This is a genomic window from bacterium (genome assembly GCA_035527515.1).
GTDB lineage: Bacteria > B130-G9 > B130-G9 > B130-G9 > B130-G9 > B130-G9.
This window is the reverse complement of record DATLAJ010000114.1, coordinates 69987-90636: the sequence shown is the minus strand read 5'-3', so window position 1 is coordinate 90636 and position 20650 is coordinate 69987. Positions and strand designations below refer to the sequence as shown.

Annotated in this window: 23 protein-coding genes; all 23 read right to left on the bottom strand. The window is 55.6% G+C overall.

Features of this window, described 5'->3' with window-relative positions:
* Positions 1–484 precede the first annotated feature (484 nt).
* Positions 485–1114, bottom strand: a complete 630-nt coding sequence (locus tag VM163_09075; protein ID HUT04027.1) for an MBL fold metallo-hydrolase — start codon at positions 1112–1114, stop codon at positions 485–487.
* A complete protein-coding gene (locus tag VM163_09070; protein HUT04026.1) occupies positions 1104–1811 on the bottom strand; it encodes an HAD family hydrolase in 708 nt (235 codons plus the stop codon). The genes VM163_09075 and VM163_09070 overlap by 11 nt, the downstream gene beginning before the upstream one ends.
* Positions 1812–2338: 527 nt before the next feature.
* Positions 2339–4615: a hypothetical protein gene (locus VM163_09065; GenBank protein ID HUT04025.1), complete on the bottom strand. Its 2277-nt coding sequence runs from the start codon at positions 4613–4615 to the stop codon at positions 2339–2341.
* Between the two features lie 58 nt (positions 4616–4673).
* Positions 4674–5330, bottom strand: coding sequence for a fructose-6-phosphate aldolase (gene fsa / locus VM163_09060; GenBank protein HUT04024.1), 657 nt, complete (start codon positions 5328–5330; stop codon positions 4674–4676).
* A 54-nt stretch (positions 5331–5384) separates the two neighbouring features.
* On the bottom strand, positions 5385–6710 hold the full coding sequence (gene rsxC / locus VM163_09055; GenBank protein ID HUT04023.1) for an electron transport complex subunit RsxC: 1326 nt from the start codon (positions 6708–6710) through the stop codon (positions 5385–5387).
* A 446-nt stretch (positions 6711–7156) separates the two neighbouring features.
* On the bottom strand, positions 7157–7318 hold the full coding sequence (locus tag VM163_09050; GenBank protein HUT04022.1) for an ABC transporter permease: 162 nt from the start codon (positions 7316–7318) through the stop codon (positions 7157–7159).
* Positions 7319–7504: 186 nt separating this feature from the next.
* Positions 7505–8701, bottom strand: coding sequence for an alpha/beta hydrolase (locus VM163_09045; GenBank protein ID HUT04021.1), 1197 nt, complete (start codon positions 8699–8701; stop codon positions 7505–7507).
* Positions 8676–9302: a recombination mediator RecR gene (gene recR, locus VM163_09040; protein ID HUT04020.1), complete on the bottom strand. Its 627-nt coding sequence runs from the start codon at positions 9300–9302 to the stop codon at positions 8676–8678. Before recR ends, VM163_09045 begins: the two co-directional genes overlap by 26 nt.
* A gap of 1 nt (position 9303) precedes the next feature.
* Complete coding sequence (locus VM163_09035) at positions 9304–9621, bottom strand: YbaB/EbfC family nucleoid-associated protein (protein ID HUT04019.1); 318 nt, start codon at positions 9619–9621, stop codon at positions 9304–9306.
* A gap of 832 nt (positions 9622–10453) precedes the next feature.
* On the bottom strand, positions 10454–10771 hold the full coding sequence (locus VM163_09030; protein ID HUT04018.1) for a gas vesicle protein: 318 nt from the start codon (positions 10769–10771) through the stop codon (positions 10454–10456).
* Positions 10772–11023: 252 nt separating this feature from the next.
* A complete protein-coding gene (locus VM163_09025; GenBank protein ID HUT04017.1) occupies positions 11024–11419 on the bottom strand; it encodes a gas vesicle protein K in 396 nt (131 codons plus the stop codon).
* Positions 11420–11462: 43 nt separating this feature from the next.
* The gene (locus tag VM163_09020; GenBank protein ID HUT04016.1) at positions 11463–11675 is read right to left on the bottom strand and encodes a gas vesicle protein; all 213 of its coding nucleotides are present in this window, start codon (positions 11673–11675) and stop codon (positions 11463–11465) included.
* Entirely contained in the window at positions 11585–13660 is a 2076-nt protein-coding gene (locus VM163_09015) for an ArsA family ATPase (protein ID HUT04015.1), read from the bottom strand. The genes VM163_09020 and VM163_09015 overlap by 91 nt, the downstream gene beginning before the upstream one ends.
* Positions 13653–13907, bottom strand: a complete 255-nt coding sequence (locus VM163_09010; protein ID HUT04014.1) for a gas vesicle protein GvpG — start codon at positions 13905–13907, stop codon at positions 13653–13655. The genes VM163_09015 and VM163_09010 overlap by 8 nt, the downstream gene beginning before the upstream one ends.
* Before the next feature lie 35 nt (positions 13908–13942).
* Positions 13943–14701 carry a GvpL/GvpF family gas vesicle protein gene (locus VM163_09005; protein ID HUT04013.1) on the bottom strand — a complete coding sequence of 253 codons (759 nt, stop codon included), beginning with the start codon at positions 14699–14701 and terminating at the stop codon, positions 13943–13945.
* A gap of 19 nt (positions 14702–14720) precedes the next feature.
* Positions 14721–14960, bottom strand: a complete 240-nt coding sequence (locus VM163_09000) for a hypothetical protein (protein ID HUT04012.1) — start codon at positions 14958–14960, stop codon at positions 14721–14723.
* 86 nt (positions 14961–15046) lie between these two features.
* Positions 15047–15364 carry a hypothetical protein gene (locus tag VM163_08995; GenBank protein HUT04011.1) on the bottom strand — a complete coding sequence of 106 codons (318 nt, stop codon included), beginning with the start codon at positions 15362–15364 and terminating at the stop codon, positions 15047–15049.
* A 40-nt stretch (positions 15365–15404) separates the two neighbouring features.
* A complete protein-coding gene (gene gvpN, locus VM163_08990) occupies positions 15405–16412 on the bottom strand; it encodes a gas vesicle protein GvpN (protein ID HUT04010.1) in 1008 nt (335 codons plus the stop codon).
* A 26-nt stretch (positions 16413–16438) separates the two neighbouring features.
* Positions 16439–17200, bottom strand: a complete 762-nt coding sequence (locus tag VM163_08985; protein HUT04009.1) for a hypothetical protein — start codon at positions 17198–17200, stop codon at positions 16439–16441.
* Between the two features lie 152 nt (positions 17201–17352).
* The gene (gene gvpA / locus VM163_08980) at positions 17353–17580 is read right to left on the bottom strand and encodes a gas vesicle structural protein GvpA (GenBank protein HUT04008.1); all 228 of its coding nucleotides are present in this window, start codon (positions 17578–17580) and stop codon (positions 17353–17355) included.
* Positions 17581–17874: 294 nt separating this feature from the next.
* Entirely contained in the window at positions 17875–18291 is a 417-nt protein-coding gene (locus tag VM163_08975; protein HUT04007.1) for a response regulator, read from the bottom strand.
* A gap of 67 nt (positions 18292–18358) precedes the next feature.
* Entirely contained in the window at positions 18359–19855 is a 1497-nt protein-coding gene (locus VM163_08970) for a PAS domain S-box protein (protein HUT04006.1), read from the bottom strand.
* Positions 19856–19899: 44 nt separating this feature from the next.
* Positions 19900–20643, bottom strand: a complete 744-nt coding sequence (locus tag VM163_08965) for a GvpL/GvpF family gas vesicle protein (protein HUT04005.1) — start codon at positions 20641–20643, stop codon at positions 19900–19902.
* Positions 20644–20650: the final 7 nt, after the last annotated feature.

Below are 20650 nucleotides of genomic sequence, written 5' to 3'. Positions count from 1 at the left end.
TAGCGAGATCTTGGCAGCGTCAAACCCAAAAGCGCACGTGCGGACCGGCCAGCGCGCCTCAATATAGATATAATGATTGCCTGCTAGAATATCAAGGGCCAAATTGCTCCCGAATAATCAGATTGAAGAGGGGAATGTTGTGGCCGCCTCGGGGATGGGGCGCATGGGATTTTGCCCGAAAGGGCACACCACGGGTAGCCGCAGGCGCAGCCTGACGGTAATAAGGAGAGCTCCTTATGATAACCCTCCCGTTGCGTTGCACGCACGGCTACCCACGGTATCCCCTGTCGGGGATTGCAGCCTCGGTCCCTCATTTCCACCCGGCAGGTGAAGGAGGCACCAGTTCGGACTGCAACATGAACTCCTCTATCTACGTGTTAAGTAACTGCAACAGACAACTTCGCGAACGGTCAATCTGATTATTGGGGTGCTTCGGGGAAGGAGTTTGATTGCGTGGAGGTCTTGGTCATCGGATACGAGCCTCCTACGCTAAGAAGGGATTTGTTTGGCGCTCTTGCTCGATAGTCGATTGTGGGGGGCCGTAGGCGTGGCCTGGGAGGACAATTGTGTCGTCGGGAAGGATCAGAAGGCGCTGTCTGATCGACTCCAGAAGCTGGCTCTGTGAACCGCCTGGAAGGTCGGTTCGGCCGAGGGCGGAGACAAAGAGCGTGTCCCCTGTAAAGAGAGTTCCGTCTGCAAGAAGGCACACACTGCCCGGCGTGTGGCCGGGTGTGTGAATGATCTCGATATTGGTCTTGCCCAATCTGAGCTTCTCGCCATCTACAAGCGTTCGATCGGGGGGCGGCGAGGTCGAGGCGCCGATCAGCTCCGCAATTGGAATGCCACATTCGTCGTTCAGGAGATAAAGGTCGTCTTGATGCATCAATATGGGACAGCCGAGCGCTTCTTTGATCTCCTTGTTTGCGCCTGTGTGGTCAACATGGCCGTGAGTGTTGACGATCATCTTGACGGTAAGCCCGATGCTCCTGATGGTGTCGAGTATGCGGTCGGGCTCCGCTCCGGGGTCGATGATTATCGCCTCATGCGAGGTGTCGTCCCATAAGATATAGCAGTTGACGTCGAGGGGTCCCACCGTAAGACGTTCAACTCGCATTGGGGTCTCCGGTGAGTTGGCTTTTAGACTTGGAGCCGTCAAGCATATTGGGCAGCTCGTTGAGGTCTTGTATGAGAAGTTCTGCTCCTTGAAGCTCACCCGGAGCGCCGTAGCCGTAATGGACGCCCACCGGGATCATCTTGCACTCAATTGCGGCCTCGATATCGTAACACCTATCGCCGACCATCATTGCCCTTTTGGAGCCAAACTCCGCGAGTATCTCCTTCAGCAGAGCCGCCTTAGGCGGATAGCCACGCATGCCGCTACATAGGACCATGTCGAAGTATTTGTCGAGCCCGAACGCGTCGATGTTGCCTTTGAGGAACCCCATGCCGCAGTTGCTGGCGAGGCCAAGTTTGAGGCCCATCCGACGCAGCTTGACAAGCGCGCCGGGCGCGCCGGGCGCGAAGGACCCAGCCCCTTCGGCGAGGAGCTTCGCCTCAAGTTGATATATTCGCTGCTGGATTCTGCTTCTGACGGAGGGCTCAAGATCGGGGAATAGCGAGGCGAAGTACTCAGGCGATGGCTTCCCTATGCTGTCGAGGATTCTCTCTCTGGTAGGGAGCTCAGCGTCGATGCCGAGCTCTAGAAACATCTCTCTTGTGCCCTGGTGCACAGATTGGATGGCGATGTCCCGGGCCAGCACAACCGTCCCGTCCATGTCGAAAACGATGCTGTCGATTCGGTCATGGGACATTGCGTCAGTGGTGGCATGTGGAACAGTGGCCTGAATTGCAGGAGGCGCAGCTCGAGGTTATGGCAGAGTCTCGGTTTGATGAGGTGTATGTGTCAGTTCTGGTTGAAAAGGATGAAAAGCGCCGTCTTATGTGCTCGCTTCGGCAATGTTTACACTCAGATACCTGCTCGCCTGGGGAGACGAGCGCCTCGAAATCCCTCCCGCAATCGTCGCAATGGTATTCAAAAATCGGCATTTAGACCGGCTCCTTGATGTCACTCCGTTAAGTTCCAAAAGACAGCTGTAGGAGAGACGATCATTCCCCAGCTCCTAGTGGAAAACAAATCAGCTACGATTGAGGTTACATATTTCTGCCTTACGGGCACAGCAGTTTTCACAGTCTCATCCATGGCCCGTACACATGCGCTCCATAGCGCTGTTTGCTCCCTCGATAAGGTTGTCCCAGCAAACACCGTGTCGTATTGGGTAGGAATTGCTGGCATAGCACGAATCGAAACCCGGCGGGCTGTTCGAGGATATTCCGATCTTCACAAGACTGGTGATGAATATGTCGCGACGGCGATCTTGTTGCCTCGGGCGCCGATAAGCAAGTCCATGCCGCCGAGGAGGCTGACGCCGCCGTAGAACGTGTAGTCACCGGGCGGGAGAGAACTCGTGTCGATGTTCAGCAGCACGTGAGGTTGAATGGAGGAGGCACTGAGCGTGAGATCGACCGGAGTCGGCGTCTGGCCCCAATCGGGGTAGTAGTAGAACTGACCGTTATATTGGCAGGCGAGCCACAGCGAGACAGGAATGATCCTTCCGGCGTTGGTGAGCTGCGCGCTCAGGGTCAAGACGCCTTGCGGGTTGACGCTGGTCGAGAGCTGAAGCGATTGCTGTGCAGGGCCGTCGTTCTCGACGCGAGAAAGCCCACCGGTTGTGCCGACCCACTTGTCGCCGTTATGATCGACAGTGACGCAGAGCAGATTACAGTCGGCCAGTCCATCGGTTTCGTCTAACGTTATCACCGTCCCGTCGGGCTTGATCGAGACGAGCTCGAATTTCCACATTTGGTCAAATCCGATGAACCAGATTGCGCCATCCGCATCGATCGTCCCCTTCAACGCGGACTCCTCGTAGAGCTGCGTCCAACACTCTCCGTCTGACCGGAAGACGCCCTGCGCCGTGAAGAAAACAAGCCGTTCTTCAACGTCAAACACGGCGCCAGAAACGTCGGACTGGGCGAATGGCACGGGAGTCGGAAGAGAGCCGCCGCCCCAATTCCGGCCGTCAAACGTCCTAATAACGCTGCCCAGGATGAGCCAGACGCGGTTGTCCGGCGCCATTACAATTGTCGGGGCCCTTCCCCGATCACCGCTGGTCTTGGCATGGGTGCCACAACCGAATTGGGCGGGCCCAAAACTGACCGCGCGTCCGGGGAAGAGGTCATAGGTTGGGAATAGCTCCCAATCATCTCCTCGTATCCGCGCTGCACCTGAAAAGTCGTAGAAGTCAGACCCTTCGAGGCTCACCCAGAGCTCGCCATCTGCCGCAGGCTCCATTTGAACCCCAACGCAGTCCGTCACGCCGTGGTCGTATCCCTCCTGAACCAAGAACTCAGCGCCATCGAAGCTTATCAGTCTTCCTGGGTACTCGAAGAATTGAATCGAGCCGTTGGTGTCCACACATGTCGCGGCCACCTCAAACCAGCTGAAGACGCCCTCTGGGTCAAAATAATCCCAAGCAGCGCCATCGTAACAACCGATGCCAAAAGCGCCGCTCTCACCGACCCACATCCGGCCGCGGAAGTCCTCAACCAAATCCGTTATGATGTTGTCCGGCGGACCGTCGCCGAATCCGACGTGTGAGAACTGGTGGCCATCGAAAACAAGCAGGCCGTCGGACCGCGTGCCTACAACCATCTGGGTGCCCTCTAGCGCCGCGATTCCCCTGACGCCGTTCCGCCATGTGCTATCGTCGTCATACTCAAATACCAGGTTTATCCCGCACCCCTCGGTGAAGAGCTGGCCGCTCTGCTCGTCGCGCCGGAGCAACCCGGCGCCTGCGTAGGCCCACAGCGTGCCGTCCTCTGCGAACGAGAAACCGCTGGGGCCGTACGGGAATGGCGCCCAGACCGTTCCGTCGGCAATCTGGTGCCATTGATCTCCGTCGAAGCGCCAAAGACCGTCCTCTGAAGCTACATAGGCAAAGCCTGATGCGTCTCGCGCGAATACGTAGAAGTCAACGTCAAACCCAGGACACTCAACAAACGAGCCGCTTTTGGTGTCATACCAGAAGATCCATCCATCGGCGGAACAGAATACGTTCCCGAATCCGTCAAAGATGAGTTCATCCGGGTACCCATCAATCTCAACTGGCTTCACTTCTGCTGCGTTTACGTGGAACAGATAGTCATCATAATTCCCAGGCATGGAGCCTACTACCCAGGCCTCGTCTCTCGAGATGGCGGCAACAGTATAGGCGCTGTCAAACAGGGGGTAATTGAGGACCTCTCCCTGAGAGTATCGACAGAGCCCCCATCCGCCTATCCAGACGCTCCCGTCGGGCGCGACATCAACAGCGCCTACTTGGCTGAATCCCATAACCGCATTGTCCGTGGATAGCAAAGTAACCTGTCCCTCATTCAAAACCAGAGCGCCGCACATAGTGCCGACGGCAATCACGTTCCCTCTCGAGGCAACGTCAACGATGAAATCCCAGTTGCGATAGTTTGTTATCTTAGCGTCCGAGCCTTCCCCCACATGAGCCGCCATGAATGCACACAACAGAACAAGGCAGAAGACCATTGAGTTGACAGACTTCATATTCTCAAGCCCTCCGTTTCAACTTATACCGTTTATTATGGGAAATTGCGACCATAGACTAGAAGCTCTTGTCGGGGACTTTCTCCCAGTCGGCGAGGAAACGCTCGATGCCGACATCAGTAAGCGCATGCCGGAAGAGCTTCTCCATGACCGCAAATGGTATGGTTACGATGTCCGCGCCCAAGAGAGCCGCCTGCTTGACGTGCTCTGGGTGCCGAATGCTGGCGACTATGACCTGGGTCTCAAAGCCGTAATTGCCCCTTATCTCAAGCAGCTCGGCAACTAGCTCCATACCGTTGTGGCCGATGTCGTCAAGCCTCCCTATAAAGGGCGAGATGAACGAGGCGCCGGCCTTACATGCTAAAAGGCCCTGATTGGCGGAGAAGATCAGCGTTACGTTGGTTCTTATGCCCTCGCCCTGAAGGATGCGAACTGCCTTCATTCCGTCGCTGGTCATGGGGACCTTGACGATTATGTTGTCCGCTATCTTGGCAAGCCGCCGCGCCTCGGCAACCATTTTGTCCGCCTCGAGGCTTATGACTTCGGCACTGACAGGGCCAGGCCGGACGATCTCGCAGATCTCGGCAAGGGTCTCCCTAAAGGCTCGGCCAGTCTTTGAGACCAGAGACGGGTTGGTTGTTACGCCATCTGCGAGTCCCATCTCCCTCGCTCTTCTGATTTGGGAAACGTCAGCGGTATCGACGAAGAATTTCACTTCAAGCCCTCCTGGACAGCCTCTTGTCCCTTGAACATTTGGTCAGCATCGGTGCTATTTCTTGCGTTTTTTGGCCATGATCTGCGCCTTGGCACTTTTGAAAAGATGAACCAGCCACCGGGATGAGGGGCACACGAACGCACAACAGCCGCATTCGATGCAGTCGAGCACCGACTCAGCCTCGGCGTCGTCGAGGCGCTCGCTCTCCACGAGCGCTCCGAGTAGATACGGCCTGAGGTGAATTGGACAGGCCTGGACACATCTGCCGCATCTGAGGCATGGGTCGGGCTCTCGGATTGTGGTATCGTCCTTGGTTAGCACCAGCACGCCAGAGGTGCCCTTGCAGGCGGGAACCCGGTCTGTGCTCTGCGCTATGCCCATCATCGGCCCACCAAATATGATCTTGCCGATCTCGCCATTGTAGCCGCCGCACTGCTCAATCAGCTGCGACGCTAGCGTCCCCACACGCACCAACAGGTTCTTGGGGTCCTTGACGCCGCTTCCGGTCACCGTGGTTACCCTCTCGATGAGCGGCCTACCCTCGAACACAGCATCCGCAATCGCCGCCGCAGTCCCCACGTTTTGAACGACCACGCCAACATCCATCGGAAGCCCCGGCGGCGGCGGCACCTCGCGGTCCAGAAGCGACTTGATCAGCTGCTTCTCGCCACCTTGTGGGTATTTGACCAAGAGCTTGAACACCTCGATGTTGCCCGAACCGTTCAGCGATTGTCGCATCACCTCGATCGCATCGGGCTTGTTGGCTTCGATGCCGATTATGGCCCGGTTTGCGTTGAGAACACGGACCACGACCTTGAAGCCATTGATTATCCGTGTGGGATGCTCGAGCATCAGCCGGTGGTCGGCGGTCAGGTATGGTTCACACTCTGTTCCATTCAGAATTACCGTATCGATCGGCTTTTCTCTTGGAGGCGATAGCTTCACGTGCGTCGGGAACGTCGCCCCGCCCATTCCCACAACGCCGAGCTCACAGATGCGCCCGATTAGCTTCTTCGGCTCCACGTCCCTTATGTCATCGAGCGGCTGCATGGGATCGACCGCGTCGTCCCTCCCGTCGTTCTCGATGGTTATCGCCGGCTGCACATTGCCAAGCGGGTGTTGGAACGGGCCGATCGCTTTGACCTTGCCGGACACGCTCGAATGGACCGGCACCGATACGAAACCTTGCGCCTCGCCGATCTTTTGCCCCATCTTCACCTCGTCGCCGACCTTGACGATGGGTTTGCATGGTGCACCGATATGTTGAGACATCGCGATCACTACGAGCTCCGGCGCCGCAGCCCGCTCGATAGGCTTCTTCTCGGTTAGGTATTTGTTTTCGAGCGGATGTATCCCACCCGGGAATGTTCTCGCCTTCATTGCCTTACTCTCACGCTCCAGAGATTGAAAGAGATCGAACAGTCAGTGCTTAGGTTTATTTTGGAGCAGAATATAGGGCGAAGCGTGGTGTGAGTCAATCGCCAGCAAGCTCCCCAATAATCACATTGATGGGGTGTCGGGCACGACGAGGGTCCGTTTGGAGTGCGGCGGCTTGGCCTTCTTGCCCGCATAGGAAAGGGTCCACAGATGACGCAGATTTCACAGATTGGCATGGCGCATCCTCCAACCGAACAGACTGTCCACGAAAGACATGAGGGGATGCCAAGCTTCTTCTTAGTGTTTCTTGGTCGCCCTCGTGGATCATCTTCTGACCATTGCCAGCGGAGAGCCTCCGCTCCCGAGACCCTCTCTACCCCAGAACGCATTGGGCAGCTGCTGCCGAGGCGGACGGGGCCATAGTCCGGTGTTCTGGACGTTCCCTGGCCTTAAGCGAGAAGCGTGTGGTCGCTGCAGAAAAACTGCCTGCCTGCAAGGTAAGAGACGATCGTGGCGACAACCGTCGCCTGGCAGAGAAGCAGATAGAAAACGACTACCTGTATGGAGACCGCCTCGAAGACGTTCGCGCCGGCAAGTATCATCCCTGTCATCGCCCTCGACACATGCCCGCGTGTGATGCGGCTCTGTGCTCGGCGGCTCCTGAAGAGTCACGCCGTGCAGGCGGAATCCTCGAGCAGTGAAACGCAGTACTAGCAGGTATCCTATTCGTCATCGCTGCGGCGCCTCGAGTCGAGGCTCAGGATTTCACGGAGACCCTTAAGTGAACAGTATTGGGCCTAGCCGGGCAAGAGCTCCCAGCCGTCGCCGCTGCGTTTGACGTGAAAGAATCGCATTGCCCTGAAACTCAACGGCTTTGAATCGAGTTTGAACGAGAGCAGCCTTTTCTCCGGGAAATAGACGTTCTTGCACACTTCGCCCGCCTCGGTCTCAATTATGATGGCCACGGGAACATCCTCGCTCATCACGTCGCCGATATTGCTCAGCCGAAGCCTCACCTCAAACTCGCCGTCGGGAAGCGACTTGACCTTTCCCGCGACTTCGAAATTTGCCGCCCTCGCCCCAGCGAGCCAGTGGTCAAAGAACTCCCCAACTTTGGCCCAGTACTCCATCGAAAAAACGTCCTTGGCGCCGATATGCTCTGTCCCGGGCGCCACCCATAGATATTTGGGAATCCTTGCCTTCTTATAGAGATTCCGGGCCATATCAGCGGGGCAAAGCGCATCATTCTCGTTCGCAATAATGAAAAGCGGCTTGGGCGATAATTCGGCGACTGACCTTATCGGGTCGAACGCGGCCGTCGCTTTCGCATCTTTGGGAATCTTGGCCGCAAGCTGTGGCGAGTATTTCTTGATGACCCGTGGAAGTACCTCCCCGAACGACGAAAACGGCGAATCGGCAACTATCGCCTCAACCGCGTCAAGCTTTGCCGCAACGTTTATCCCGACCGCAGCACCGATCGAGACCCCGAAGATGCCGATCCTACTTGCAGCCCCTCCAAAACGCCTCTCTGCATAGTTCACGGCCGCCTCAACGTCCTTTTCTGTCATCAGGAACGAGGCCTCACCACCAGACAGACCCGTCCCACGATAGTCGAAAGCCAGCACGTTGTAGTTTAGACCGTGGAGGCGCTTGATCATATCTAGCCAGACGCCGATGTTGCCCCTCGCACCTCGGCAGAAAACGATCGTAACCCTCGACTCCTCGCTTGGCACGAACCAGCCAGCGAGATTCACCCCGTCCTGGGTGCTTATCACGACGTCTTTGAAAACAAGCCCAACATCCTCCGGTGACTTCGTCGGTGGGCCGGTGTCCAGCATCATCGCCTCGGCCAGGTGCTTGTCCAGATACGCCTGCCAATCAACGGAATGGACGACGATAACTATCGTTATGACGATTGCGGCGATTACGACAAGGCCGATGGTCGCCAGGCCCCAAAAAGACCTCTTGCTACCTTTCTCTTTTGGATTTGTCATCTCGTTCGATCCTTGTTCTACCCTCAACAGCCTTACCAAGCGTTCTCTCGTCAACAAACTCCAAAGGCCCTCCCATCGGCACGCCGTAGGCTATTCTGCTCACAGCAACGCCGAGCTCACCTACCACCCGCGCAACGTAATTCGCAGTTGCCTCACCCTCTACGTCTGTCCCCGTGGCGATGATGACCTCGCTGAAATTGCCGCCCTTGAGCCGCTCAAGCAGGTTGCTTATCGTCAGGTCCTCCGGGCCAACGCCTGAAAGCGGCGAGACCTTCCCGAGAAGGACGTGATAAAGACCACGATACCTGTGTGAACGCTCTAAAGCCGCAATGTCGCGAGCTGTCTCCACAACGCAGAGCGTCGTTCTGTCCCGCTCATCGTCGGAGCAAATCGTGCAGAGCTCCGCCGACGAGAGGTTGAAACACTGCTTGCATCTGTGCACCTTCTCCCGTGCCGAGACTATCGCCTTGATCAGCGATTTCGCCGACTTATCGGGCATGTTCAGGATGAATAGCGAAAGCCGCTCAGCCCCGCGCCTCGAGACGCCAGGCAGACGCGCAAGCTGCGCGATCAAGCTGACAAACTGACGAGGATAACCCATTCTATAGCTGGTTCAGTATCTGCGGCGGCAGGCCCATCTGCCTAGCAAACCGACCCATCTCCCTCGCCATCAACTCCTTCGACTTGCGCAGCGCGTCATTCACCGCCGACAGAACGAGGTCCTCCAGCATATCGACATCGTCGGGGTCGATAACCTGCTTATCAAACTTGATGGAGATTATCTCCTGAGCCCCGTTCGCCACTATCGTAACCATCCCGCCGCCGACGGTTGCCTCAACGGTCTTCTCGCGCACCGCCTCCTGCGCCGCTGCTATCTTCTCCTTAACCTTTGCCATCTGCTTGAAGATGTTCAGATTCATCCATGTTCCCTCTTCGTCGTAAAATGCTCAGCCTACGCCACATCAACCCCATCTTTGCACATCTGAGAGGTAACCGTCAACCGTGCCACCTCGCCACAAAAATCAGGTTGGAGGCAGGAGACTTCATAAGATGAACATGTTTAGCGGCTCCCAACAGCACGGTCTATGCCTATAACGCGCTTGGTCGGCCCACGAAGGCCACTGACCCGCTGTCGCACAGCACGACGACCTACTTCGATTCAGCGGACCAGCTCACGTCCTCGACAGACGGCGCCTCAACCTGGAGCTACTATTACGATGGCAACGGGGCGATGACGGGCGAACTGACGCTCCGCGGCAAAGTGCTCCCTGTCGGCGGCGTCAAAGAAAAGACCCTCGCCGCGTGGCTCTAATTCCGGACGGCATCGACTGGAATTGGAGCTTACCGGAGCCGGGGCATACTCCCGCCCTGAAAGGGCGGAACGTGGGTAGCCGTAGGCGTCAGCCTACGGATCACGACCAGCGAAGAAAAAGAAAAACAATCCTGAAAGGGTTGCACAATCGACCGTTTTATGACGAAGGTTTCCGGTGTGAAAGGACTGTTGTGCGGCCCCTTCAGGGCCAATCTGGGGAGGTGGGGATGCGTTCCGATTCCGTAGGCTGACGCCTACGGCTACCCACGTTAATCCCCTTCGGGGATGCGGAGGCGGCGTCGAGCATCTGAGACGAAGTCGGCATCATGAACCAGTCCAAAACAGAATGGGGAAACTCCTGCTCTGACGAGGAATTTGCCCAAGGGGGGAAAGGGGGAGGGGCAAATAGGAGTGGCGACGGCGCAGCTGATTCAGTCCGCTCAGCCCTTTTCGGATACTGGAACACCTTCCAGCCTGCCCAGCCTTTCCTCAATTCTTGTAAGAGTATCCAAGACCGGTTCCATTTCTTTCTTACCCGCTCCGGAACATAATGCCGGATTATTGACCCACCAGTCCATCCCCATCTCTTTGGCCTTATCTACGGAACAGATGACAAGTCGCAGCTGAATCGTCAAGAGCTCGACGTCCACCAAGCTTATGCGGATATCACCGGCTATGACGATCCCCTTATCCAGGACGCGCTCGAGGATGTCGGCAAGGTTGGTAGTTTGCAGGGTTGTTGCCCGCTGAATGGCCATACTAAAACCTCCGGTTTACATTGATTATTGCTGATTGCTTTCGTATCTGTGCGGTTGTCCCTGTTGAGATGAAGATTGGGGACAGCTCGTGCGCCTCAATCGCCAATCATGAATCCATACAGTTGTCATTGGTCCGGCCACCTGTTTTTCTTCTGCCACCAATAAATCACACAGAATAGTATCCCTATAGCCACGGCCAGAATGCCCACGACTAAGACTCCTTCTGGTTCATGGCCATGCGCTGTGGATGAGTTATAGTAGTTTTCCAAGCGGCCCTAGATCGAGATTCAGGTCCTCATCCTCGAGGCCGAACTCCTTACGAAGCCTCTCGATCTCATGGGCTTGCTTCATCAGCGTTATCCCCAGCTCTTCGATCTCATCGTCACTCAGTGACTCCGCCTCGATGCGCCGGAGGGCCTGTCGCTCCAGGAGCTCATGCAGCAGTTTGACCAGTGTGAGCACCAGTTGGCCGAGGCCGTTTTTCACATCCTTCTGATTCAGGTTCAGGCGGCCGGCGGATTTGGGTTGAGGTCCCGTGCTTTCCCGCCCCTTTGCCGGCTCGGGTTGGAAAAAACCGCCGCTCTGCATCACTTTGGCAAAATCGCCAAGCGCCTCCGACTCTATTTTTGACTGTTTTTCAGAGTACATACCTTACCTCTTATGCCCGCCGTTCCCGTGCCGACTTTCTTGTCTAGCAGGAACCTTCGGCATCGAAAGCGAGCATTTCGCGAGCGGTTTCAATCGATGTCAGCACAACCTTAAGAGACAGGTAGATCAGATCGACGTTGGCCACCGAAATGGTCACCTCCCCTATCACCACCGCTCCTTTGTTGAGGACGCGATCGAGGGCCTCACATAAAGAGACCTGCTCGCTCTCTTCCAACGCATTTTTGATTGAATCCATAATCCATCATCAATTGTATAGTGTTTGTACAGTGTTTCTCCCAGTTGCCCGAGCGCTTCGAGCCCTCGGGGTTCGCCCTGCTGATAGACCAGGGTCTGATGCTGATCAGCAAACGCCTGCTTATACTTCTGCATGATTGCCTTCTCCCGCTGATGAACAGCTGAACACAGGGGACATCTGCTGGGAGGCGTAGCCAGGTTGAGAAACAGCAGCGGCACATAGATGTGCATCCGTTGGCAAGCGGCGATAAGGTCTTTGGTCTCTTCAAATGCCATCTCGGTCAGGATGGTCACGCCGAAGAGGGCCGAGGATTGGCTGCCCTTCAGCAGTCTTTGCAGCAGCTTGAGGGCCTTGGACATCTGCACCATGCGTTGTGAGACCTTAGGAAGTCTGAAGATGTGTTTATATTTCAGAAGGAGATTAAAGAACACCTTGAGCCACTGGTCGATGAGTTCGGGGGTCTCCAGCAGGCGCACCAGGTGCCCGGTTGGCGCCGAGTCGAGAATGATGAACTGGAACTGGTCTTGTGAAAGAAAATCCATGACCGACGTCAGGGCCATAACCTCGTCAATGCCGGGCGGCGAGAGGTCCATGATCCGTTCCATTACATCGCGGTCGAAGGCTAGATCAAAATTCGAGGAAATGTCGTCCAAGAACTCCTCTAACTCCTGCGCGTATTCGTCTTTTAAGGTCTCAAACTCTGATTGGGCATCTATTTCCATGGCTGTCAGGCTGGGGCTTAATCTGGTCGGCGTCGCGCCGATGGGCGTGTCCAGACAGGCTGAAAGAGAGTGCGCCGGATCAGTCGAAAAGAGAAGTACTTGCCTGCCGTTTAGTGCCTGTGCCATTCGGATGGCGGTCGCACAGGCCATCGTGGTCTTGCCCACGCCACCTTTGCCGGCAAACAGTAAAAGCTTGGTATCAACCGCGGGCAACTTGGCCGGTTTCAAGACTTCGGGTTGCCTATTCGTTTGGGGAATACTCACCGAGGGAAGCGGATTCGCCAATACAAGCGTATTCTCCCAGAACGTATGCAGGGCGTCTGCGCCGCGAACCTCCTTCGGGTACATGGGAACGGCCGACAGGACATATCCCGCCAGTCCGGCATACCCATTACGCATATTGATGGTCTGCCGCGCGTGCCGATCCGAACACTGCGGACATCTGCTTTCAGGATACAGACGGTTGACAACGATGTCGCAAACAGTTATCTCCAGCCGCTCCAGCTCATCTAACAGCAGCCGGGTTTCGTAGATGCTCAGCGCCTCAGCCAGCAGCACCGGCACAAAACAGCAGCGTGCCGAATCCGTTAAGAGTCGCCGCATACCCGTTACCGAGTTGGACAAATCCAGAAGGAACTCATCGAGCGCATCGCGTTGATAGGACCCGGCAAACAGATGCTTCATGTAACGATGTTTGGCGAGCAATGCATCCAGCGCATCGAGCCATTTTTCGATCAATTCCGGCATAGCCAGAAGCCGCAATGTATGGCCGGTGGGAGCGGTATCCACCACAATGCAGTGGTGTTTTTGATCTTCCGCCAACTGGGTGATTTCCAAAAAGGCCATTAGCTCATCCAGTCCCGGAAGAGAGAGGTCCATGAACTGGCTGATGTCCTCGTCATCTAAAAAGGTCCCGCGAGAAGCGATCTCCCTCAGTTTGGCATTGTGTTTATTCTTGAAGTCGGACAAGCAGCCCTGGGCATCAATTTCGAGCGTCTGTAAATTGCCCGGAAGGGATGAACCCGCCAGGCTGTCGCTCAGGGAGTGAGCTGGATCGGTTGAGACAAGGAGAAAGCTCCGTTCAGGCTGATGCCGGGCATAGTGGAGGGCCGTCGCCGAGGCGCACGTGGTCTTGCCCACGCCCCCTTTGCCGCCGAACAGCAGAAGTCGCAGATCGGTATTATTTAGGAAAGAGGGCCCCGCGGCCACCGCGGCCCCATCGCGCGAAGACCGTTCCAGAGTGTTCACGTTCTTATTACTCACCCTCATCCTCGCCAAGCGTTCCTCTCGTCTCGATGCCATCCAGACGGTCCAGTAACTCTTTTTCACGCTCGTCAAACTCGGCCTCGGTTATCCTCCCAGTCTCAAGGGCCATATACAGTTCACTCAACTGCATCGTCAGCGACTCGGCCTCATTGGCGATCTCCTCCTGGGCCGCGTTGCAGAGCATATTGTTAATCCACAGGGTGCCGTAGACCGGAAAAAGCAGAACGTCGTCAATGATAAACATGGCTTCCCAAATAGATACTTCGCAATCGAAGATCGTCAGTACTTCAGGTCGATCTCCACAAAGTTGTGCGGCGCCCAGGGCCCGTTGTAGTCGAATGCAAAATTGTTGTCGAACATGCCGGCGGCTTCCATAATTCCAGCTTCAAACCGGGCCTCGGCCTCCCTGGCCACCAGGCACGCCAGATTCATGACCTCCTTTTCAGTGCGGCATTTATTCCGTTTGATCGCGACACAATGGCGGGATAACGCGTTAACGGCATCCTCGGTATAGCCCTCTCTGTCCTGCTTGAGCGTGCGGTCAAACATCCTTCCCACCTCGATCTTTTCCTCTCGCGTCGGTTCACGGTCCGGGGTTCCGAAATACGTGTCGCGGGCGGACCTTAGCGCCGGGTGAGTATTGACAAAATACTCGAAGATGTTGGGCACGTCCCAGGTGACGTGCAGCCCCATCTCAACCTTCCCCTGCACACGCTCAAGTTCCTCTTGAAAGGCCTCTTGATTGAGGGAAAGGATCCTCTGAATGGCATCCGGACCGTCGGCAATGATGCCGAAGGACATCGGCAGCGGCGTACTATCGGTCATCACCTGTTTGAGGACTTTCTGGTGCGCGGCTAGATGGCGGCGCTCCGGGCGAATTTTCTGGTTGAGGATATTGCTGACAACCGCCGAGACGCCACCATTGGAAATCGTATAGACTTCAGCCCCCGCGATGCCGACAAGGCCGCTTGTTTGCCTACTGTCCTCTTCAACAATGGCGTATAAGTACCGTCCCCGATTGGGTGAGGTCTCTGCCAACACGATCCCACCTGCCCTTTCACGTTCCAAACGAGGATACACCGGTCTGCTCCGGCCGCTCGCTAGAATCGCTGGGGCCAGATACGTCCGGCGGCGAGGCGGACGGGCTGTTTGCCAATTGTACCGAGCGGAGCCATCCATTTTCGGTTTTGATCTCAAGCAATGCATGACAAGCAAAGCATCTGATTACACCGGTATAGTCGTCATAAGCCTCGGATATGTCCACATTGTGTCCGCATGAAAGACAGTTAATCTTCATTTCCGGTCCTCCCTTGTAGATGCCCTATGCGGGCACATGGTTTACGGCCTTTGCGGCACCGTTTGGCCCGCCGCTCGAGGCGCACTTTAGTACTTGATTCTAAAACTTCTCGTCGCATGAAGTCCCGAAGCATCGAACAGTCGCCCGGTGCTGTGCCTGATCAGCTTGATGCCGTCAAGTCCTTTCAACAGGTAGGCTTCTTCTTTTTCGATCTCCCGAAAGCGGGCATCGATCTGCCTCACCCGCTGCATCGCACTGTCCCGTTCCTTGCTGCGGCGAACCTTCTCCATCTCCAGGCAGCTGATCTGCATATACGCCCGGTGGGGTTCCTGGAAAATATCCACCTTACCTGAATACGTGCGTAGGTCGTGCACACCACGGACAGTTCTTTTCGGTATGGCCATCGTTGTCACCCTCTCTTTGTGAGACGTTCTTCAAGACACATTACGGTTCGCGCGGACTATCGTTAATCATACCCTTGCGGGAAGCCCGATGCTTCTCGCAGACCGTTTGTATGACCTCTTCCATCTTGGGGAGCATGAGCGACCGCCCCTCATGGGTAACCTTGGCCGTGTCGATGTTCACAGCATCGCGCCAGATGCGCATGAATGCCGGGTCGTTCACGTCTGCGCACCCGCCCAGGTGCGCGAGGATTTTGGCAACGGCAATGCTGGCCCGGATCGTCGGCCGCCTGTTATTCACACCGATCTGGCGCATCTCCCGGATGATATCGACAATAATCTCGCAGTCTGATTGGGACAGCCCGGACTTGGCCTTGGTGATTCCAACTTCGGTGTCGCGATCAAAATGATCCAACCTGATGGTGATGAGCCGGTCCGTGAGGGCATCCTGGGTCTTGTGTACGCCGGCATATTCCTCCGGATTGGAGGTAAATATCGCCCGAAAGTCCGGATGCACCTCAATATACCCGCCACCCGATCGGCGCAGCTTCGGCAGGTTGAGGATTTTTTCCTCCAAGACACTAAGGAAGGCATTATTGGCCTCCGGTCGGGAACGGGTGAACTCATCATAGATCAGCGTGGTTCCATTTTTGCAGGCCCTGGTCAGCCGGTTATCCTCCCACAGGGTCTCGACACGTTCCTCGGTCTTTAGTACCGAATGAATGAAATTATCCCAGAGATAATTCTTGCGGAGCCCCGAATCCCGGCCAATCAGATCGGCGCTCGAAAACTCGTCATCCCCATGTATGAGTGTCACCGGCTGTCCCAGCTGCGCCGCCACGTGGAAGGCAAGCGTCGTTTTGCCCGTCCCGGCAGGCCCGGCGAAGTGTATCGGGTATCCGACCTCAAGGTAGGCGAGGGCGCGTTCAGTTACGTCTTGCACGTATGGGGTAACGACGAAGTCCTCACTGGCCTCCGGCGTGACGTTGTCATCGCCAGCAGCCACCGTTATCCTACTTTCGGATACAACCTTCAGACCTGTTTCATTCATAGTAACAACTCCCATATCCTCCACGCTTAAACCAGCGCCTTGGCCTGCTCGATCCATTTCTCCACCTCGGCCGCTGCGTCCATTTTACCCAGGGCTGCTTTTAATACTGTAGGCGTGCTTGCGGCCAGTTGCTCCAGCGTAAATAAACCGACTGCATTCAAACGGCTTTGACGGCCGGGGCCGATGCCGCTGATCCGGGTAAGGTCCTCAGGGGTGCTTTTTCTCGCTTTCTCAACCGGCCCAGCATCCTTTTTGCCCGGCGCCGATGCACCGGCCCAGGCACGACGTGCATTCTCGATGTCGGTCGCAAATGTTACCCTCAGATCCCAAGCCCGGCGCCTCAGGTCGCTCACGGACTTTTTGACTTCGGACAGAAAAATCTCCCGGTCAATTCGGCCTTCCCTCGCCATGCCGAGCCGGTCTTCGCGAAAATTCGATTCCACTTGCACGGCATGTTCCTTTAAGGCCGATACGAAATCGCCCAGGTTGTCCTTCATCCGGCGGGTCATTTCAGCGTGATCGGTCCGGAAACCTGTTTGCATGTCGGAGACGTCTCTCTTCAACCCGTTCATGAATGCCCTGAGACCGGCTTCGGTCTTTTCAGCCGTTTCACTTCTATGGTTGAGGAAGCCCTCCAGCATTCGGGTTACATCGACGGAAAGACCGGATGAAAAAGTCTGCAGTTCAACTGTATCATTCTGCAACTGCCCCAAAAAACCGAACCGGCTTTGCCTTGAAGCACCGATCTCACCACGCAGGCGGGTCATATCGTCAGTTAGGCTCCCCATGATGATTATCCTTTCTCCTATCGAAGACCTTCCGGGCGGGTTATCCCATCCGGCGGACTTCAACTATCCAATTTGCAGGCCTATCCACAGTTATCTTTGCGTGAGAGGCCGGTCTGCGGCCTCTCACGCCCTCACGAAAGATGATTCTTGCCTTACGCCGGAACAGCCGCTGCCGCGGTAAGGCCAATGGCCTCGGCGTACTTCAGATACGTCTCAACTGAGGCGATCACAACTCTTGCCTCGATGGACAGTAGCTCGATCCCAACCAAGGACACCTTAACCCAGGCATCAATCACGATCCCTTTATCCAGGATCCGATCGACGACTTCGGCAAGGCTCGAGGAATCGGTCGACTTTTGAATCTTCGCCCTTTCCGCCATAATTGTTCTCCTTTCTTGTTAAGTGTGACGTGGTGTAAAAACTCCGTCCATATCCAACCTTGGCATACCGTTGTATTTTAGTAGCAATATATGTGCCAAACGCGTACGGATTGACAAACACACTATAGGCCCGCCGGGCAATCGGGGTAGTTCCTCTGCTGCCGGGGCTTTACGGGCCCGCATCCCCCACAGCACCTGAAACAAAAAATGAAGAAACCATACACGTCAGGAGCGAGGCGCAAAAGTGAATCGTCCCGAATTAGGGAATCGATACTATGGCGGATACGCCATATTTCAGTGGAACGGATTCCCCATATCGCCGGAGGAGGCCGGTAGTTGGGAGACGCTTCTGATGATCCTCAGAATCTCATCATTTTTGAACGGTTTGGATACGAAACCGTCGATGCGCTTTTCCTGCAGCGCCGTCTCCACCATCGGGTCATTTTGATAAAAATAGCCGGAAACGACCACGATCCGAATTGAGGGGGCCAGTCTCCGGATCTTTTTTGCCAATTCCAGGCCGTCGATGTCCGGAAGTTTGGCATCCAGAAAGGCCATTTGATAAGAATCTCTGCGCAGCAGTTCAAGCGCCTTCCCGCCGCTTAATGCGCTCCGGGCAGTCATTCCCACGCTTTCGATGATATGCTCGAAAGCCCAGCACATATCCGGTTCATCATCTACGACGAGAAACATCGGGGTTTTCGCTGTCATATATGCTCCTAAACTGTCCGGTTCCATCTTCTGCGGTGAAGCGCCACGTGCCTCGGCATTTGTCGAGTTACAGCATCGGCAGCATGATGGTAAAACTAGTTCCCCGGCCCTCAAAGCTCTCCACCTCGATGGTGCCGGAATGCTGCTCGATGATCGCGTAACAGATGGAGAGGCCCAATCCGACACCTTCTCCCACCGGTGAAGTCGTGAAAAAAGGGTCATATATTTTATCGATGTTTTCTTTTGGAATACCATGACCCGTGTCTGCCACCCGAATCAACGCCTTGCCTTCCGTTTTCTGGACGGATACCGTTAGGTGGCCGCCGTCTGGCATCGCTTTGAGGCCGTTCAGAAAAAGGTTGATGAACCCCTGCTGCAACAGACCGGCACTGCCGTTGATGAATACCGGTTGCGCTGGGAAATCTGATTTGAGCTTGATTTTTTGGATGTTGATCTGATTGGAAATTAGCGCAATGGTCTCTTTGATGATACCAAGAAGGTTGACCTTCTCCCTTTCCGATCCATCCGAAGGCCGCGCGAATTTTAACAGATTCTCGATAACAATGGATGCCCTCTCAATCCCCACGTGGATCTTTCTGGCGCATTCGATGCGGAAATCCGGGGAGGTGTCATCCGCCAAGATGAATTGGGCGGCCGAAGAACAGATCGCCAACGGGTTTCGAATCTCATGGGCGATCCCACCGGCCATCACGCCCAGTGCGGCAAATTTCTGCGACTGGCGAAGCTGCATTTCCATTCTGCGGTGCTCGGTATGATCTCTGCCCACGACCACAACTCCGGCTGTCTCCAACTGTTGGTCTTTCATCGGCGAACAAACCCAGGAAACATAGATATCGAGCCCCTTTTTCGTGACGAGGTTCCACTCCGCGGTGACCGAATCCCTCCGAGTTCTCATCGCGGAGAATATCCTCCTCACGTTCTCCTGATGATCCTTGGCGCATAACTTGTAAAAAAACTGGTTCTTTACTTCAGTGAAACTGTACCCGGAGATTCTCTCCGCGGCCGGATTCCAAGACAGGATCCTTCCGCCGGTGTCAGTGGACAACATAATGTCACTGGCGCTGTCGAAGATACTCGCCAGATGGCGTTGAACGCGTTGAATCTCATCGCTCAATTGGATCTGTTCGGTTACATCATCCATTAAGAGCATTACATTCTCAACGTTTCCCTGCCACTCAAACGGGACGATACGGTAATAGTAAGTCCGCATCGAAACGCCCGGAGATCGAAAGAACATCCGCTGCCCTTTGGTGGGCTGGCTCGAACGGAAGACCTGGCGAATCTGGCCTATGATATCCATCTTCTCGATAATCACGGCGGGAAAGATATTCTGCAGCGGGAAACCGATGGTGTCGGATACCGACCGCCGGCTCTTCTTCAGAAAGTTCCGATTGGCAAGCACGACACGCATGTTCTGATCGATCATCAGAACCGAGGACGGTATCGTATCCAGCAGCATGGCATACAGCTTCTGATGCCAGTCGGAGGTGCCGTCGAGCACAATTCCGGTTTTGGTTGAATCCGGCAAAGAGGCCTTTCGCATCCCTGACCGAGGACCATTGGGCTCAGGCGTCATGTGGATTCAGGTCACCTCGTGCGCTCGGGTGTAACAAAGTTGTATGGCGGCCAAGGGCCGCTCAAAAGCAGTTTATGGGGCCCTCGCTTGCTGACACGCCGGAACGCTTGCCGAAACGATTCAACCGAATCTCGCAGCACGAGAAAATAGAGGGAGAGGACCCGATTGCCCAATGCTGACACTTCGGTCGTCCCACATTCCGATTTGAACCGGACATAGAGCCCAGAAAATGCGGTGTGGGTCTGCGCGATTATGTGCTCGATTTCCGTTAGATTACGGTCCTCACGGGAATAATGGGCTTTGCGTGCCGTCAAGTACTGCTTGCCGGACAACGGAGATTGAGTATTCGACATCGGGTGTGCCTCCCTCTTGCGCTCGAGCTCTTCAAGGGGCAATCGGCCTTCTGACATCATGACCCGGATTCCCATCTCCACGCTGCCCTTGAGCTCACCTAACAGGGACAAATAGTAGTGGGCACGCTGCCCCAAATGCAGCCCGACCTCTTCCCTGTTCGGGAACAGACAGCCATAGCGCATCGGGATGATGGTGCGGTGGTGGTTAAATCGTTCGATGATCCTTTGGTAAGCCTGAATGCGCGTGATATCCGGTGTGAGGCTTGGATGGAGACATGGTGAGACCGAGGCGCTGAGACCACTGTGCGATACAACCACAATCGGTTGGCCGTCGACCCCTGCAAGGTGGACGGCTGGCGAGCTCTTCTCGTCAGCAAATATGCAATAAAGGAGGTATTTCATCTGCCTG